Source organism: Streptomyces sp. NPDC014676 (assembly GCF_043084105.1).
Classification (GTDB): Bacteria; Actinomycetota; Actinomycetes; order Streptomycetales; family Streptomycetaceae; genus Streptomyces.
Window position 1 is genome coordinate 144,515 of the sequence record NZ_JBIBZI010000011.1, and the last position, 16,407, is coordinate 160,921.

Genomic DNA, 16,407 nt, shown 5'->3' on the forward strand with positions numbered 1-16,407 from the left:
CCGGGGGGAGGGTCAGTGCCATGCGCACCCGAATTCTCGTACTTGGAAAGCGCGTCGGCTGACGCTGAGCCTCGACCGCTCAGCGACCACCACCCGGCGCGCTCCCCTCGCTTGCCTTACGGCACGAGGGGTTTTTTGTTGCACAGGCACCCGCCGAGCAGCACGCGTGACCCGTACAAACTTCGCAAAAACCCTCAGCATCGAGAAGAGAATGCCGATGACCGAGCAGGCCACCGGGGCCCATCACCCGCAGCCCCGGCCCCGATCCGGAGGACAGTCCGCCCCCGTCGAGCACGTCACGGGCGCACAGTCCCTCATCCGCTCTCTCGAGGAGGTCGGCGCCGACACGGTATTCGGCATTCCCGGGGGCACCATCCTGCCGGCGTACGACCCCCTGATGGACTCCACGCGGGTGCGCCACGTGCTGGTCCGCCACGAGCAGGGCGCCGGCCACGCGGCCACCGGTTACGCCCAGGCCACCGGCAAGGTCGGGGTCTGCATGGCGACGTCCGGTCCGGGCGCCACCAACCTGGTCACCCCGATCGCGGACGCGCACATGGACTCCGTGCCGCTGGTCGCGATCACCGGGCAGGTGGTGTCCAAGGCGATCGGCACGGACGCCTTCCAGGAGGCGGACATCGTCGGCATCACCATGCCGATCACCAAGCACAGCTTCCTGGTCACCAAGGCGGAGGACATCCCCCGGGCGATCGCGCAGGCGTTCCACATCGCCTCCACCGGCCGCCCGGGACCGGTCCTGGTCGACATCCCCAAGGACATCCTCCAGGCGAAGACCACCTTCTCCTGGCCGCCCGCCATGGACCTGCCCGGCTACCGGCCCGTCACCAAGCCGCACGCCAAGCAGATCCGCGAGGCCGCCAAGCTGATCACCGCCGCGAAGCGGCCGGTCCTCTACGTCGGCGGCGGCGTCCTCAAGGCCCGCGCCACCGCCGAGCTCAAGGTCCTCGCCGAACTCACCGGAGCCCCCGTCACCACCACCCTGATGGGACTCGGCGCGTTCCCCGACAGCCACGAACTGCACGTGGGAATGCCGGGCATGCACGGTTCGGTCACCGCCGTCACCGCGCTGCAGAAGGCCGACCTGATCGTCGCCCTCGGAGCCCGCTTCGACGACCGCGTCACCGGCAAGCTGGACAGCTTCGCCCCGTACGCCAAGATCGTCCACGCCGACATCGACCCGGCCGAGATCGGCAAGAACCGCGCCGCCGACGTGCCGATCGTCGGTGACGCCCGCGAGGTCCTCGCCGACCTCGTCCAGGCCGTTCAGAAGGAGCACGCCGAGGGCAACCGCGGCGACTACACCGCCTGGTGGAACGACCTGAACCGCTGGCGCGAGACCTACCCGCTCGGCTACGACCTGCCCGAGGACGGCTCGCTCTCCCCGCAAGCGGTCATCGAGCGCATCGGACAGCTCGCGCCCGAGGGCACGATCTTCACGGCCGGCGTCGGCCAGCACCAGATGTGGGCCGCGCACTTCATCCGGTACGACAAGCCCGCCACCTGGCTGAACTCCGGCGGCGCCGGGACCATGGGCTACTCGGTCCCGGCCGCCATGGGAGCCAAGGCCGGCATGCCCGACCGCGCCGTCTGGGCGATCGACGGCGACGGCTGCTTCCAGATGACCAACCAGGAACTCACCACCTGCGCCCTGAACAACATCCCGATCAAGGTCGCCATCATCAACAACGGCGCCCTCGGGATGGTCCGCCAGTGGCAGACCCTGTTCTACAACCAGCGGTACTCCAACACGGTGCTGCACTCCGGCCCCGGAGCCGGCACCGCCGAGAAGAGCGCCGGCACCCGCGTCCCCGACTTCGTGAAGCTGTCGGAGGCCATGGGCTGCTACGCGATCCGCTGCGAGGACCCGGCCGACCTCGACAAGGTCATCGAGGAGGCGAACTCCATCAACGACCGTCCGGTCGTCGTGGACTTCATCGTCCACGAGGACGCGATGGTGTGGCCGATGGTCGCCGCCGGCACCTCCAACGACACGATCATGGCCGCCCGGGACGTCCGCCCCGACTTCGGCGACAACGAAGACGACTGAGAGCCGTCAGGACTTTCAAGCAGAGGAAGCAGATCATGTCCAAGCACACGCTCTCCGTCCTGGTGGAGAACACCCCGGGCATCCTGGCCCGGATCGCCGCCCTGTTCTCCCGCCGCGGCTTCAACATCGACTCGCTCGCCGTCGGCGTCACCGAGCACGCCGACATCTCCCGCATCACCATCGTGGTGAGCGTCGAGGAGTTCCCGCTGGAACAGGTCACCAAGCAGCTCAACAAGCTCGTCAACGTGCTGAAGATCGTCGAGCTCGAACCCGGGCAGGCCGTCCAGCGCGAACTCGTTCTGGTGAAGGTGCGCGCCGACAACGAGACGCGCTCCCAGATCGTCGAGATCGTCCAGCTGTTCCGCGCCAAGACCGTGGACGTCTCCCCGGAGGCCGTGACCATCGAGGCCACCGGCAGCAGCGACAAGCTGTCCGCCATGCTCAAGATGCTGGAGCCGTTCGGCATCAAGGAGCTCGTCCAGTCCGGCACGATCGCGATCGGACGCGGTGGCCGTTCCATCACGGACCGGTCGCTGCGCGCCCTGGACCGGTCGGCGTAAGACACGGAACGGGCGGCCGGCCGCGAAACGGCCGCCCGTATTCCGAGACTCCGAGACTTCCCTTCCCCTCACCGGCATACGGTGGGACGCAACACCTGCACTCAAGGAGAGAACCCAGTGGCCGAGCTGTTCTACGACGCCGACGCCGACCTGTCCATCATCCAGGGCCGCAAGGTCGCGGTCATCGGTTACGGCAGTCAGGGCCACGCCCACGCCCTGTCGCTGCGTGACTCGGGTGTCGACGTGCGCGTCGGTCTGCACGAGGGCTCCAAGTCCAAGGCGAAGGCCGAGGAGCAGGGCCTGCGCGTGGTGAGCCCGGCCGAGGCCGCCGCCGAGGCCGACGTCATCATGATCCTGGTCCCGGACCCGATCCAGGCCCAGGTCTACGAGGAGCACATCAAGGACAACCTGAAGGACGGCGACGCGCTGTTCTTCGGTCACGGCCTGAACATCCGCTACGGCTTCATCAAGCCCCCGGCCGGCGTGGACGTCTGCATGGTCGCCCCCAAGGGCCCGGGCCACCTGGTGCGCCGTCAGTACGAGGAGGGCCGCGGCGTCCCCTGCATCGCCGCCGTCGAGCAGGACGCCACCGGCAACGGCTTCGCGCTGGCCCTGTCGTACGCGAAGGGCATCGGCGGCACCCGCGCCGGCGTCATCAAGACGACCTTCACCGAGGAGACCGAGACCGACCTGTTCGGCGAGCAGGCCGTGCTGTGCGGTGGCACCGCGGCGCTGGTCAAGGCGGGCTTCGAGACGCTGACCGAGGCCGGTTACCAGCCGGAGATCGCGTACTTCGAGTGCCTGCACGAGCTGAAGCTGATCGTGGACCTCATGTACGAGGGCGGCCTGGAGAAGATGCGCTGGTCGATCTCCGAGACCGCCGAGTGGGGCGACTACGTCACCGGCCCGCGGATCATCACCGACGCCACCAAGGCCGAGATGAAGAAGGTCCTCGCCGAGATCCAGGACGGCACGTTCGCCAAGAACTGGATGGACGAGTACCACGGCGGTCTGAAGAAGTACAACGAGTACAAGCAGCAGGACTCCGAGCACCTGCTCGAGACCACCGGCAAGGAGCTGCGCAAGCTCATGAGCTGGGTCGACGAAGAGGCGTGAGCCTCACGCCCGAAGGGCCGGAGCGGGATGCTCCGGCCCTTCGGGCGAACCCGGGGTAACGTCGGTGGTACGGCGTTGTCCAACCCGTCCCCCACGGATGGGTGATCCTTCCGAAGCGGCGTAAGACGACGCCCTCGGCGCCACTAGACTGCTGTACAACAAACGCGTCAGGCCCACAGCGTCGTGCGTCTTCCACGCGGCTAGCACTTCTTCACCGCCTGCGGCCGTCGGGACGGCCGTCCGCATTGGACTTGTGAGGACTCACGTGAGCTCGAAACCCGTCGTACTCATCGCTGAAGAGCTGTCGCCCGCCACCGTCGACGCACTCGGCCCGGACTTCGAGATCCGCCACTGCAACGGCGCGGACCGTGCCGAGCTGCTCCCGGCCATCGCCGAGGTGGACGCGATCCTGATCCGCTCGGCCACCAAGGTCGACGCCGAGGCGATCGCCGCCGCGAACAGGCTCAAGGTCGTCGCCCGCGCCGGCGTCGGCCTGGACAACGTCGACGTGTCCGCCGCCACCAAGGCCGGCGTGATGGTCGTCAACGCCCCCACGTCGAACATCGTGACCGCCGCCGAGCTCGCCTGCGGTCTGATCGTCGCCACCGCCCGCCACATCCCGCAGGCCAACGCCGCGCTGAAGAACGGCGAGTGGAAGCGCAGCAAGTACACGGGCGTCGAGCTCGCCGAGAAGACCCTCGGTGTCGTCGGCCTGGGTCGCATCGGCGCGCTGGTCGCCCAGCGCATGTCCGGCTTCGGCATGAAGGTCGTCGCCTACGACCCCTACATCCAGCCCGCGCGGGCCGCGCAGATGGGCGTCAAGGTCCTGTCGCTGGACGAGCTGCTCGAGGTCTCCGACTTCATCACCGTCCACCTGCCCAAGACCCCCGAGACCGTCGGCCTCATCGGCGACGAGGCGCTGCGCAAGGTCAAGCCGAGCGTGCGCGTCATCAACGCCGCGCGCGGCGGCATCGTCGACGAGGAGGCGCTGTACTCGGCGCTCAAGGAGGGCCGCGTCGCCGGCGCCGGCCTCGACGTGTACGCCAAGGAGCCGTGCACCGACTCCCCGCTGTTCGAGTTCGACCAGGTCGTCTGCACCCCGCACCTCGGCGCCTCCACCGACGAGGCGCAGGAGAAGGCCGGTATCGCCGTCGCCCGCTCGGTGCGCCTCGCCCTCGCCGGTGAGCTGGTCCCGGACGCGGTGAACGTGCAGGGCGGGGTCATCGCCGAGGACGTCAAGCCGGGTCTGCCGCTGGCCGAGCGCCTCGGCCGGATCTTCACCGCGCTCGCCGGTGAGGTCGCGGTCCGCCTCGACGTCGAGGTGTACGGCGAGATCACCCAGCACGACGTGAAGGTCCTCGAACTCTCCGCGCTCAAGGGCGTCTTCGAGGACGTCGTCGACGAGACGGTGTCCTACGTCAACGCCCCGCTGTTCGCCCAGGAGCGCGGTGTCGAGGTCCGGCTGACCACCAGCTCCGAGTCGGCCGACCACCGCAACGTCGTCACCGTGCGCGGCACCCTCTCCGGCGGCGAGGAGATCTCGGTCTCCGGCACGCTGGCCGGTCCCAAGCACGTCCAGAAGATCGTCGCGGTCGGCGAGTACGACGTCGACCTGGCGCTCGCCGACCACATGCTCGTGCTGCGCTACGAGGACCGTCCGGGTGTCGTCGGCACCGTGGGCCGTGTCCTCGGCGAGGCGGGTATCAACATCGCCGGCATGCAGGTCGCCCGCGCGACGGTCGGCGGCGAGGCGCTCGCCGTGCTGACCGTCGACGACACGGTGGCCGCCGGGGTGCTCGGCGAACTGGCCGCGGAGATCGGGGCGACGTCCGCCCGCTCCGTCAACCTGGTCTGAGGTGCCCGGGGGCAGCGCCCCCGGGCCCCGCTTCGGCCCTGAACGGGCCTGGTTCTCACACGCCGGACGGGCTGAGTCGGTCAGCCTGTCCGGCGTTGTCCATGTCCCCGCGGACCCGGATCCGTCGCAGCCCGGCCGCCGCCAGTCCCGCCGCCCCCAGAAGCAGCACCGCGCCCGCGATCGCCGCTGCCTGCATCCCGCTGGTGAACGCCTCGCGGGCCGCCGCCGCCAGGGCGTCCCCCGCGCGCCCCGGCAGTTCGGCGGCGACGGCCAGCGCGCCGCCCAGGGTCTCCTGGGCCATCGCGGGGGCCGCGTCCGGGATCTCGTGGCGGTAGACGGCCGTACCGATGGAGCCGAGGGCGGCCATCCCCAGCGCACCGCCGAACTCCGTGCCCGTCTCCAGCAGGGAGGACGCGGCCCCCGCCTTCTCGACCGGCGCCGAGCTCAGGGCCAGGTCGGTGAGGAGCGACATCACGATGACGATGCCCGAGGCCATCACCCCGCACGCGGCCAGCACCAGCCACAGCGAGTCCGGCCCGGCCAGGGCCAGCAGCCCGTAACCGCCCGCCGAGATCACGAAGCCGGCCGTCACGGCGTGGGAGCGCTCGACGCCCCGCTGGACGAGCTGGGCGGCGGCCGGTGCGGCGGCGCCGATCAGCACCGACGGCAGCAGGCTCCACAGGGCGGCCTCCAGCGCGCTCTTGCCGAGGACCGACTGCAGGTACTGGGTGGTGAAGAAGGCCGAGCCCATCATGCCGAAGGCCGACAGGGTGTTGAGGGTGAGCGCGGGGGTGAAGCCGTGCCCGCGGAAGAGGGCCGGCGAGATCATCGGTGAGTCCGTGGTGCGCTGCCGGTGCACGAAGAGCGCCGCGAACAGCAGGCCGACGGTGATCGAGACGACGTAGCGGACGTTCCAGCCCTCGGAGGGCAGTTCCTTCAGGCCGTAGACCACGGGCAGGACCGCCGCCATCGACAGCGGGACGCTCAGCAGGTCGAAGCGGCCGGGGGAGGGGTTCTTCGACTCGGGGAGCAGCACCGGGCCGAGGACCAGCAGCAGGGCCATGGCGGGCAGGTTGACCAGGAAGACCGAGCCCCACCAGAAGTGCTCGACGAGGACGCCGCTCATCACCGAGCCGAGCGCGATCCCGGCCGTCATCACCCCGGACCACAGCCCGATCGCCTTCGCCCGCTGAGCGGGGTCGGTGAACATCGTGCGCACCAGCGCCATCGTCGACGGCATCAGGGTGGCGCCGCCGATGCCGAGGACCGCGCGGGCCGCGATCAGTGTCCCGGCGGTGTGCGCGTAGGCCGCGAGGAGCGAGGCGGCGCCGAAGGCCGCGGCCCCGAAGAGGAGCAGCCTGCGGCGGCCGACGCGGTCGCCGAGGGCGCCCATCGTCATCAGCAGGCCGGCCAGGACGAAGCCGTAGATGTCGAAGATCCACAGCTGCTGGGTGCCGCTCGGTTCCAGGTCGGCGCTGATCTCGGGGATCGCGAAGTAGAGGACGGAGACGTCCATCGAGACCAGCAGCAGCGGAAGCATCAGCACGGCGAGCGCGGTCCACTCGCGGCGGCCGGCGCGGGGCGGATTCGTTGTCATGGCGGTGACTGTACGCACGTCTTATACACTTGTCTAGAACGGTCGTATAAGACGTGTGTATGGAGGGGTGGGTAAGGTGACGCCATGGGACACCGTGAGGATCTGCTGGAGGGCGCCAAGCGCTGCCTGCTCGCCAAGGGCTTCGTGCGCACCACGGCGCGGGACATCGTCAAGGAGTCGGGGACCAACCTGGCGTCCATCGGCTACCACTACGGGTCGAAGGACGCGCTGCTCGCGCAGGCCTATGTGTCCCTGGTCGAGGGGATGGGCGGCGCCTTCGAGGGCGACGGGACCGTGGACGAGACCGTGCCCGGCTCCCTGGAGCGGTTCGAGCGGGTGTGGTCGAACATCATCGGCACCATGAGGGAGCCCGGCTCGGTGTGGCGGCTCAGCATGGAGGTCCTCGCCCTCGGGGACCGGCTGCCCGAGGTGCGTGACCATCTGGCGGCGGCGCAGCGCGAGGCCGGGCGCGGTCTGGTCCCGCTGCTGATGGGCGGCCGGGAGGAGGACGTGTCCGACGAGACCGCGGACACGGTCGGCATGTTCTACGTGACCTTGATGACGGGCCTCATCGCCCAGTGGACCTTCGACCCGAAGTCGGCGCCCGACGGCGGGCAGCTCGCCGCCGGCCTGCGCCGGGTCATCGAGGCCGCTGCTACAGACGCGCGGCCTTGAGCGTCATGTGCAGCAGCAGCCGGTCCTCGCCGTCGTCCAGGTCGAGGCCGGTGAGCTGCTCGATCCGCGACAGCCGGTAGTACAGGGTCTGGCGGTGGATGCCCAGCTCGGCGGCCGTGCGGCCGGCCTGGCCCGCGCGGTCGAGGTAGGCCTCGGCGGTGCGGGCCAGTTCGGTGTGCGCGGGGGAGAGCAGGGGGCCGACGGCGGGGTCGTGGGCGGCGCCCGGGGGCAGCGCGGTCAGCAGCCGGAAGGGGCCGATCGACGCCCACCGGGCGACCGGTCCGAGCCGGGGTTCGGCCAGTGCCGCACGGGCCGACGAGGACGCCTCCTCCCAGGCCGCGCCCAGTTCGGCGAGACCCGCGCGGGGCGCGGCGATCCCGGCGGCCACCGGGGGACCGCCCGAGCCCGCCCGCTCCAGCAGCCGTGAGGCCGCCGTCGCCGCCGGGGCCAGTACGTCCGTCGAGCGCAGCCGCAGCAGCAGGGCCAGCGACAGGGCGGTGGCGCCCCACGGCAGGGTGCACAGCGCCGTCGCCCCCGGCACCGTACGGACCGAGGGGGCGTCGTCCGGATCGGCGACGGGCCAGGGAGCGACACAGACCACCGTGTGCGGACCGTCGGCGCGGCCGCCCAGGGCGGTGCGCAGCTCGGCGACGGCCATCTCCCGCTGCCAGTCCCGCTCCGCCGTCAGCACCGCGCGCAGTTCCCGCGTGAGGTCGGCGCCGTGCTGGGCCTCGTCCGCGAGCAGCGCGCCGATCCGCGCCGTCACCCGCATGGCCGCGTCCAGTTGCCGCTCCGAGGGGCCGGGGTCGTAGTCGAGCAGCCAGACGTAGCCGAGGACGACTCCCCGATGGCGTACCGGCAGGCAGATCCGTCCCCGGTGCACGCCCGCCTCCGGGGCGCGCGGGATGCGGACCGGGCCGGTCGCCCGGGTGATGCCGAAGCCCTCGAACCAGGCGCGGACGGCGGCCGTCGAACGACGGGTCAGGATCGAGCGGGTGCGCACCGGGTCCAGCGCGGACGGATCGAGGTCGCCCTCGCTGTCGTACGCCCCGAAGGCGATCAGCTCGAAATCGCGGTTCTCCAGGGTCGCCGGAGCGCCCAGCAGCTCCGAGATCTCGTCCACCAGTTCCTGGTAGTCGTCCCTGTGTTCCGACGTCACCCGGGCATTCTGCCGCACGATCGCGGAGCCTTCATACATCTGTCTGAGATCTGCGGCACGGATGCGTGACAGCTGTCGATGGCCCACGATCGGGGGCATCCGTAGGTTTCACGGTGGTTCTCCGTGCCGTACCCGAATCGTCGGGTGACGGCCTCATGCAGCTTGTGGAGGTGCCCCGTGCTGGGTCCCGTGATTCTCGCCGCGTCGCGCAGCGACCGGATGCGACGCCTGATCTCGGCGGCCCCGGTGACCAAGCAGGTCGTCGACCGCTTCATCCCCGGGGAGACCGTCGACCAGGTCCTGCCGATCATCCGGGAACTCACCGGCAACGGCCTGGAACTCACCATGGACGTCGTCGGCGAGGACATCACCACCCCCGAGCAGGCCGCCGCCGCCCGCGACGCGTACCTGGAGCTGATCGGCCGGCTGAAGCCGCTGGAGCTCGGCACCCGCGCGGAGATGTCCGTCAAGCTGTCGATGTTCGGCCAGGCGCTGGACGGCGGCCACGAGCTGGCCCTCGCCAACGTCCGTCCGGTCGTCGAGGCCGCCGCCGAGATCGGCACCACGGTCACGCTGGACGCCGAGGACCACACCACCCTCGACTCGATGTTCGCCATCCACGAGGAGCTGCGGAAGGACTTCCCGCAGACCGGCTGCGTCATCCAGGCCTACCTCTTCCGCACCGAGGAGGACGCGCGCCGCCTCGCCGCGGCCGGCAGTCGCGTACGGTTGGTGAAGGGCGCCTACAAGGAGCCCGCCGAGGTCGCCTACCAGCAGAAGCACGAGATCGACAAGGCGTACGTGCGCATCCTGCGGACGCTGATGGAGGGCGAGGGCTACCCGATGATCGGGTCCCACGACCCGCGCCTGATCTCCATCGCCCAGGAGCTGGCCCGCACCGCCGGACGAAAGCTCGACGAGTACGAGTTCCAGATGCTCTACGGCATCCGCGGCGACGAGCACCTGCGACTGGCCGCCGAGGGCCACCGCATGCGCGTCTACACGGCCTACGGCACCGACTGGTACGGCTACTTCATGCGCCGTCTGGCGGAGAAGCCGGCGAACCTCCGGTTCTTCGCCCGCAGCATGATCACCAAGGGCTGACACCACACCGCTCACGACAAGGAGTTACGCCACCCATGGACGCTGTGACCCAGGTCCCCACCCCCGTCAACGAGCCGGTGCGCGGCTACGCCCCCGGGACGCCCGAGCGCGCCCGGCTGGAGGCCAAGCTCAAGGAGCTGGCCGACAACCCGATCGACCTGCCCTGCACCATCGGCGGTGAGCAGCGGATGGGCGGCGGCGAGCGCTTCGACGTCGTGCAGCCGCACAACCACAAGGCCCGCCTGGGCACCTACGCCAACGCCACGCAGGCGGACGCCCAGGACGCCATCGACGCGGCCCTCGCCGCCGCGCCCGCCTGGCGCGCGATGGCCTTCGACGACCGCGCGGCGATCATCCTGCGCGCCGCCGAGCTGCTGGCCGGCCCCTGGCGCGAGACCATCGCCGCCTCCACCATGCTGGGCCAGTCCAAGACCGCCCAGCAGGCCGAGATCGACAGCCCCTGCGAGCTGGTCGACTTCTGGCGCTTCAACGTCCACTACGCGCGCGGCATCCTCGCCGAGCAGCCCCCGGCCAACTCCCCGGGCGTGTGGAACCGCCTCGACCACCGCCCGCTGGAGGGCTTCGTCTACGCGATCACGCCGTTCAACTTCAGCGCGATCGCCGCCAACCTGCCCACCGCGCCGGCCCTCATGGGCAACGTGGTGGTCTGGAAGCCGTCCCCGACGCAGACCCACGCCGCCGTGCTGCTCATGCGGCTCCTGGAGGAGGCCGGGCTGCCCAAGGGCGTCATCAACCTCGTCACCGGTGACGGCCTGGAGGTCTCCGAGGTCGCCCTGAACCACCGCGACCTGGCCGGCATCCACTTCACCGGCTCGACCAAGACCTTCCAGCACCTGTGGAAGACGGTCGGCCAGAACATCGAGAAGTACCGCACCTACCCGCGCCTGGTCGGCGAGACCGGAGGCAAGGACTTCGTCGTCGCCCACCCGAGCGCCGACCGCGCGGTCCTCAAGACCGCGCTGACCCGCGGCGCCTTCGAGTACCAGGGCCAGAAGTGCAGCGCCACCTCGCGCGCGTACATCCCGGCGTCGATCTGGAACTCCGGCTTCAAGGAGGAGTTCGCGGCCGAGGTCGACGGCATCAGGATGGGTGACGTCACCGACCTGTCCAACTTCATCGGCGCCGTCATCGACGCGCGGTCCTTCGCCAAGAACAAGGCCGCCATCGACCGCGCCGAGGAGGACCCGTCCTGCACGATCGTCGCGGGCGGCTCCTACGACGACTCGGTCGGCTACTTCGTCCGCCCGACCGTCATCGAGTGCGCCGACCCGGAGAACGAGGTGTTCCGCACCGAGTACTTCGGCCCGATCCTCGCCGTGCACGTCTACGAGGACGACAAGTACGACGAGATGCTGACCCAGATGGAGTCGGTGTCCGACTACGCCCTCACCGGCTCGGTCATCGCGAACGACCGCGCGGCGGCGGCGTACACGATGGAGAAGCTGCGCTACGCGGCCGGCAACTTCTACATCAACGACAAGTCGACCGGCGCCGTCGTCGGCCAGCAGCCCTTCGGCGGCGGCCGTGCCTCCGGCACCAACGACAAGGCCGGCGCCCCGCAGAACCTGATGCGCTGGACCCTGACCCGCGCCATCAAGGAGACGCTGGTCCCGCCGACCGACTACGGCTACCCGCACATGGGCTGACGCCCACCCCGACCCCGGACGGGCCAGGTCACCCCCCGACCTGGCCCGTTCGGTGTTTTCGCAGGTGGGAGCGGTGCGACCCGGGCTGCCGTCTCAGATAGTAGGAAGTCCGAGTAATTGTGCAGACAGATGCGGTCCGCTCCTCTAGTTTTGTATGAGCCGAACGAATCGCTCGACCAAGCGAACGGCGGTCGTGAGCCGGACCCCGCGCAGGCAACCCCTGCGGTCCGCCGCTCCCCGCCCCACTCGGCGTCTCGCACCCCCCTTTCCGTACTCCACGTATGCCGAAGGAGTCGATGACCCATGGCCGAGACGACCGTCCGCCGCCGCGTCCGTCACACCTCCCGCACCAGCGAATCCGACCGCAGGAACGCCGCCGCCGCGCTCCAGCGCGCCCTCGACCGCAGGGACAACGGCGGTTCGACCGGCCACTGACACGCCGGTGGCGTCCGCATGCCGGACACCGCATGTCATCCCGTGGGACGAGGAGTAGGGTGCCCGCATGTCTCGCAGCATCAATCTCGCAGTGATCCCCGGTGACGGCATCGGCCAGGAGGTCGTGGCCGAAGGTCTCAAGGTCCTCTCCGCCGTCCTTCCGCAGGATGTGAAGCTGGAGACCAAGGAGTACGACTTCGGCGCCAAGCGGTACCACGCCACCGGTGAGACCCTCACCGACGCCGACCTCGACGAACTGAAGCGGCACGACGCCATCCTGCTCGGCGCCATCGGCGACCCGTCGGTCCCCTCCGGCGTCCTGGAGCGCGGCTTCCTGCTCAAGCTCCGCTTCGCCTTCGACCACCACGTCAACCTGCGGCCGAGCAAGCTCCTCCCGGGTGTCGCCACGCCGCTCGCCGGCCAGCCCGAGATCGACTTCGTGGTCGTGCGCGAGGGCACCGAGGGCCCCTACACGGGCAACGGCGGCACCATCCGCAAGGGCACGCCGCACGAGGTCGCCACCGAGGTGTCCGTCAACACGGCCTTCGGTGTCGAGCGCGTGGTCCGCGACGCCTTCGCCCGCGCCCAGGCCCGCCCCCGCAAGAAGCTCACGCTGGTCCACAAGAACAACGTGCTGACCTTCGCCGGCCACCTGTGGACGAACGTCTTCAACAAGGTGGCCGAGGAGTACCCCGAGGTCGCCACCGACTACATCCACGTCGACGCCGCGACGATCTACCTCGTCACCGACCCGGCCCGCTTCGACGTCATCGTCACCGACAACCTCTTCGGCGACATCATCACCGACCTCGCCGCGGCTGTCTCCGGCGGCATCGGCGTCGCGGCCTCCGGCAACATCAACCCGGACCGCGTGTACCCGTCCATGTTCGAGCCCGTCCACGGCTCGGCCCCGGACATCGCCGGCCAGGGCAAGGCGGACCCCAGCGCCACGGTCCTGTCCGTCGCCCTCCTGCTGCGCCACCTCGGCCACGACGCCGAGGCGGCCCGCATCGAGGACGCCGTCTCCGCCGACCTCGCGGAACGCGGCGGCCTGCCCGCCCGCTCCACCTCGCAGATCGGCGACGCGCTCGCCGCACGAGTAGCCGGCTGACCCGGCGCCCCTCGAAAACATTCGAAGCCGCCGGGTCGCATCCGCACCCGGCGGCTTCCCCTGTCCCCGCCGGGTGCCACCATCGACCACCGGGCCGCATCCACCCTGTTCCGTCCGCCGTCGCCTCCGGGCGATAATCGGACGCGGAGCCGCGGAATGAGGGAATGCTCGGACGTCCTAGTACTGGCCACCGGCCGTACGGGAGTGTGCGCGGCCCGTCACTACAACCGGTGAAGGACAACCACTCATGACGACGCCCACGATCGAGCTCAAGCCCTCGGCGCACCCGCTCTCGGACGCAGAGCGCGAGGCGATCCTGGCCAGCCCCGGGTTCGGCCGCCACTTCACCGATCACATGGTGACGATCAAGTGGACCGAGGGCCGCGGCTGGCACGACGGCCAGCTCGTCCCGTACGCGCCGATCTCCCTCGACCCCGCGACCACCGTCCTGCACTACGCGCAGGAGATCTTCGAGGGCCTCAAGGCCTACCGGCAGCCCGACGGTTCCGTCGCCACCTTCCGCCCCGAGAAGAACGCCGAGCGCTTCCAGCGCTCCGCCAAGCGCCTCGCGATGCCCGAGCTGCCGGTCGAGACCTTCATCGAGGCGTGCGACGCCCTCGTCACCCAGGACCAGGCATGGGTGCCCGCGCACGGCGGCGAGGAGTCCCTCTACCTGCGCCCGTTCATGATCGCGACCGAGGTCGGGCTGGGTGTGAAGCCCGCCAACGAGTACCTGTTCCTGGTCATCGCCTCCCCGGCCGGCGCCTACTTCCCGGGCGGTGTGAAGCCCGTCTCCATCTGGGTCTCGGAGGACCGCGTCCGCGCCGTCCCCGGCGGCATGGGCGACGCCAAGACCGGCGGCAACTACGCGGCCTCCCTGCTGGCCCAGGCCGAGGCCGCCGCCAAGGGCTGCGACCAGGTCTGCTACCTCGACGCGGTCGAGCACCGGTGGGTCGAGGAACTGGGCGGCATGAACCTGTACTTCGTGTACGGCGACAGGATCGTCACCCCCACCCTCAGCGGCTCCATCCTGGAGGGCGTCACCCGTGACTCCCTGCTGGGCGTCGCCCGCGACCTCGGCTACGAGGCCGTCGAGGAGCGCGTCTCCGTGGAGCAGTGGCAGCGCGACTCGGAGAACGGCATCCTCACCGAGGTCTTCGCCTGCGGTACGGCGGCCGTCATCACCCCGGTCGGCACGGTCAAGCGGGCCGGCGCCGAGTGGCGGCAGAGCGGCGGCGAGCCCGGCGAGGTCACCACCCGGCTGCGCCGGGCGCTGCTGGACATCCAGCGGGGTACGGCCGAGGACAAGCACGGCTGGATGCACCGGCTGGCGTAGAACGCAGGGCGTAGGCGTCGGCGGGGCCCGGGACTTCGCCCCCGGGCCTCCTGGCCCCCGGCTCCCCGGGCCCCGGCCCCCCGATCCTTGCCCACCCGTCACCCGCCCCGGTCCGCCAAGAGGCGGGCCTCCCCGGGGCTTCGCCCCCGTACCCCTCCCGGCCTAAACGGCTTCCTCCTCGAACGCCGGGCGGGTCACGGAGGGTGTCGTGCCCCGGTTCCCTCCGCCGGTGCCGGGGGCCGACATCACGTACGCCGCGCCTCCCACCACCCCCGACAGCAGGAAGCTCGCGTCCACCCCGCCCGTGAGCGCCACCAGCGGGCCCTCGTACGACGGCAGGGACACCGCCAGCACGCCGACGATCGCGCCGAGCGCCCAGGACGCCGTGGCCGGGATGTTCCAGCCGGCGGTGTACCAGTAGATCCCGCCCCGTGCGCGGCGGTTGAAGACCTGGAGCGCGTCGGCGTCGTACACCCCGCCGCAGCGGACGAAGCCGATCAGTGTGATCACCGCCCACGGTGTGCCGATCGCGGTGAGCAGCAGCACGAACGACGTCATCGCGTCCTGGGCCGTCGACAGGTAGTGCCCGGTGAACACGCAGACCGTGGCGACCACGGCGACGACGTACGTGGCCGTCGCACGGGAGGCGCGCGGCACGATGGCGTCCAGGTCGAGGCCCATCGAGTAGAGCATCAGACCCGCGTTGCCGACCGAGCCCGCGGAGGCGGCCAGCAGCAGCGGCACCAGGTACCAGCCGGGAGCGGCGTCGACCAGTGGACCGGCGTAGTCCAGCGCGGCGCGCGCCGCGTACGCCGTGAAGGCGCCGAACAACTGCGGCACCAGCAGACCCAGCATCAGCCCCAGCCAGGTCGCGCGCAGCACCCGGCGGGAGGAGAAGCGGGCGGGGGAGACGTAACGGGTGTAGTCGCCGAGCAGGGTGATGAAGGCGATCGGCCCGGACAGTCCGGCCGCCACCGCGGACAGCAGCCAGGTCGGCCAGTACCCGCCCAGCAGATAGCCGCCGGCCTCCGGCAGCGCGGCGGTGGTGAAGCCGGGCGCGTAGGCGACCACACCCAGGACCAGCAGGGCCGTCATGCCGAACGCCAGCACCCGCGACATCGCGAGGAGCACCCGGTAGCCGTAGACCGCGCCCGCCACGGTCGCCGCGGCGAGCAGCCCGTAGACGACGGTGTAGGACGCCTCGCCGGACGGCAGTCCGACCAGCCGTCCGAGCACGCCCACCATCACGTCCCCGCCGATCCACACGGTCAGCGCGGTGTACCCGAGCGCCAGCAGCAGCCCGACCACGGAGCCCACCAGTCGCCCGCGCACGCCGAACTGGGCGCCGGAGGAGGTGGACAGGTTGGTCGCCGTGCGCAGCGAGACCAGCGCCAGCGGGGCGGTGAACAGCGTGCCGACGACCGTGCCCGCGATCACCGAGCCGACCGACGACCACCAGTCCAGTCCGAAGGACGGCGGCAACCAGCCGAAGACGATCACGCCCAGACAGAGGTTGGACCCCAGCAGGATCGAGACGAGGTCCCGGGGCCCGCTGGTGCGTTCCGCCTCGGGGACGGTGTCGACTCCGCGCTGTTCCATCAGCATGACTGGTCTCCTCCGAACGGCCGCATGGTGTTAGAGCGACGTTCAATGTGACGGTTGGCTGCGGTCGCCGTCAACGGTTCCGTTGTAGGAATTCCGCGTTTAGAGTGATGCTCTAAATG

At 70.5% G+C, this 16,407-nt stretch carries 13 protein-coding genes; 10 read left to right on the forward strand and 3 right to left on the reverse strand.

Going from position 1 to position 16,407, the window contains the following annotated elements; all coding sequences use genetic code 11:
- Positions 1–217: 217 nt before the first annotated feature.
- From ACF1DX_RS27720 to serA, 4 genes are all read left to right on the forward strand, one after another.
- Entirely contained in the window at positions 218–2,068 is a 1,851-nt protein-coding gene (locus ACF1DX_RS27720; protein WP_391793867.1) for an acetolactate synthase large subunit, read from the forward strand.
- A 35-nt stretch (positions 2,069–2,103) separates the two neighbouring features.
- Positions 2,104–2,628: an acetolactate synthase small subunit gene (gene ilvN, locus ACF1DX_RS27725; RefSeq protein WP_030866294.1), complete on the forward strand. Its 525-nt coding sequence runs from the start codon at positions 2,104–2,106 to the stop codon at positions 2,626–2,628.
- A 117-nt stretch (positions 2,629–2,745) separates the two neighbouring features.
- A complete protein-coding gene (gene ilvC / locus ACF1DX_RS27730) occupies positions 2,746–3,744 on the forward strand; it encodes a ketol-acid reductoisomerase (protein ID WP_030866292.1) in 999 nt (332 codons plus the stop codon).
- A 265-nt stretch (positions 3,745–4,009) separates the two neighbouring features.
- Entirely contained in the window at positions 4,010–5,599 is a 1,590-nt protein-coding gene (gene serA / locus ACF1DX_RS27735) for a phosphoglycerate dehydrogenase (protein WP_391793868.1), read from the forward strand.
- 55 nt (positions 5,600–5,654) lie between these two features.
- Here serA and ACF1DX_RS27740 read toward each other — a convergent pair whose 3' ends face one another.
- Entirely contained in the window at positions 5,655–7,196 is a 1,542-nt protein-coding gene (locus tag ACF1DX_RS27740) for an MFS transporter (RefSeq protein WP_391793869.1), read from the reverse strand.
- A gap of 84 nt (positions 7,197–7,280) precedes the next feature.
- Between ACF1DX_RS27740 and ACF1DX_RS27745 the strand changes: the two genes are divergently transcribed.
- Positions 7,281–7,871 carry a TetR/AcrR family transcriptional regulator gene (locus tag ACF1DX_RS27745; protein ID WP_391793870.1) on the forward strand — a complete coding sequence of 197 codons (591 nt, stop codon included), beginning with the start codon at positions 7,281–7,283 and terminating at the stop codon, positions 7,869–7,871.
- Here ACF1DX_RS27745 and ACF1DX_RS27750 read toward each other — a convergent pair.
- Complete coding sequence (locus ACF1DX_RS27750) at positions 7,852–9,069, reverse strand: PucR family transcriptional regulator (protein WP_391793871.1); 1,218 nt, start codon at positions 9,067–9,069, stop codon at positions 7,852–7,854. The genes ACF1DX_RS27745 and ACF1DX_RS27750 overlap by 20 nt on opposite strands.
- A gap of 138 nt (positions 9,070–9,207) precedes the next feature.
- On the opposite strand from ACF1DX_RS27750, the gene ACF1DX_RS27755 reads away from it, so the two are divergent.
- From ACF1DX_RS27755 to ACF1DX_RS27775, 5 genes are all read left to right on the forward strand, one after another.
- On the forward strand, positions 9,208–10,134 hold the full coding sequence (locus ACF1DX_RS27755; protein ID WP_391793872.1) for a proline dehydrogenase family protein: 927 nt from the start codon (positions 9,208–9,210) through the stop codon (positions 10,132–10,134).
- Positions 10,135–10,169: 35 nt separating this feature from the next.
- A complete protein-coding gene (gene pruA / locus ACF1DX_RS27760; RefSeq protein ID WP_391793873.1) occupies positions 10,170–11,801 on the forward strand; it encodes an L-glutamate gamma-semialdehyde dehydrogenase in 1,632 nt (543 codons plus the stop codon).
- Between the two features lie 303 nt (positions 11,802–12,104).
- On the forward strand, positions 12,105–12,236 hold the full coding sequence (locus tag ACF1DX_RS27765) for a hypothetical protein (RefSeq protein ID WP_107062132.1): 132 nt from the start codon (positions 12,105–12,107) through the stop codon (positions 12,234–12,236).
- Between the two features lie 67 nt (positions 12,237–12,303).
- Positions 12,304–13,347, forward strand: coding sequence for a 3-isopropylmalate dehydrogenase (locus tag ACF1DX_RS27770; protein ID WP_391793874.1), 1,044 nt, complete (start codon positions 12,304–12,306; stop codon positions 13,345–13,347).
- A gap of 247 nt (positions 13,348–13,594) precedes the next feature.
- The gene (locus tag ACF1DX_RS27775; RefSeq protein ID WP_391793875.1) at positions 13,595–14,683 is read left to right on the forward strand and encodes a branched-chain amino acid aminotransferase; all 1,089 of its coding nucleotides are present in this window, start codon (positions 13,595–13,597) and stop codon (positions 14,681–14,683) included.
- A gap of 162 nt (positions 14,684–14,845) precedes the next feature.
- Here ACF1DX_RS27775 and ACF1DX_RS27780 read toward each other — a convergent pair whose 3' ends face one another.
- Positions 14,846–16,288: a cytosine permease gene (locus ACF1DX_RS27780; protein ID WP_391793876.1), complete on the reverse strand. Its 1,443-nt coding sequence runs from the start codon at positions 16,286–16,288 to the stop codon at positions 14,846–14,848.
- Positions 16,289–16,407 lie beyond the last annotated feature (119 nt).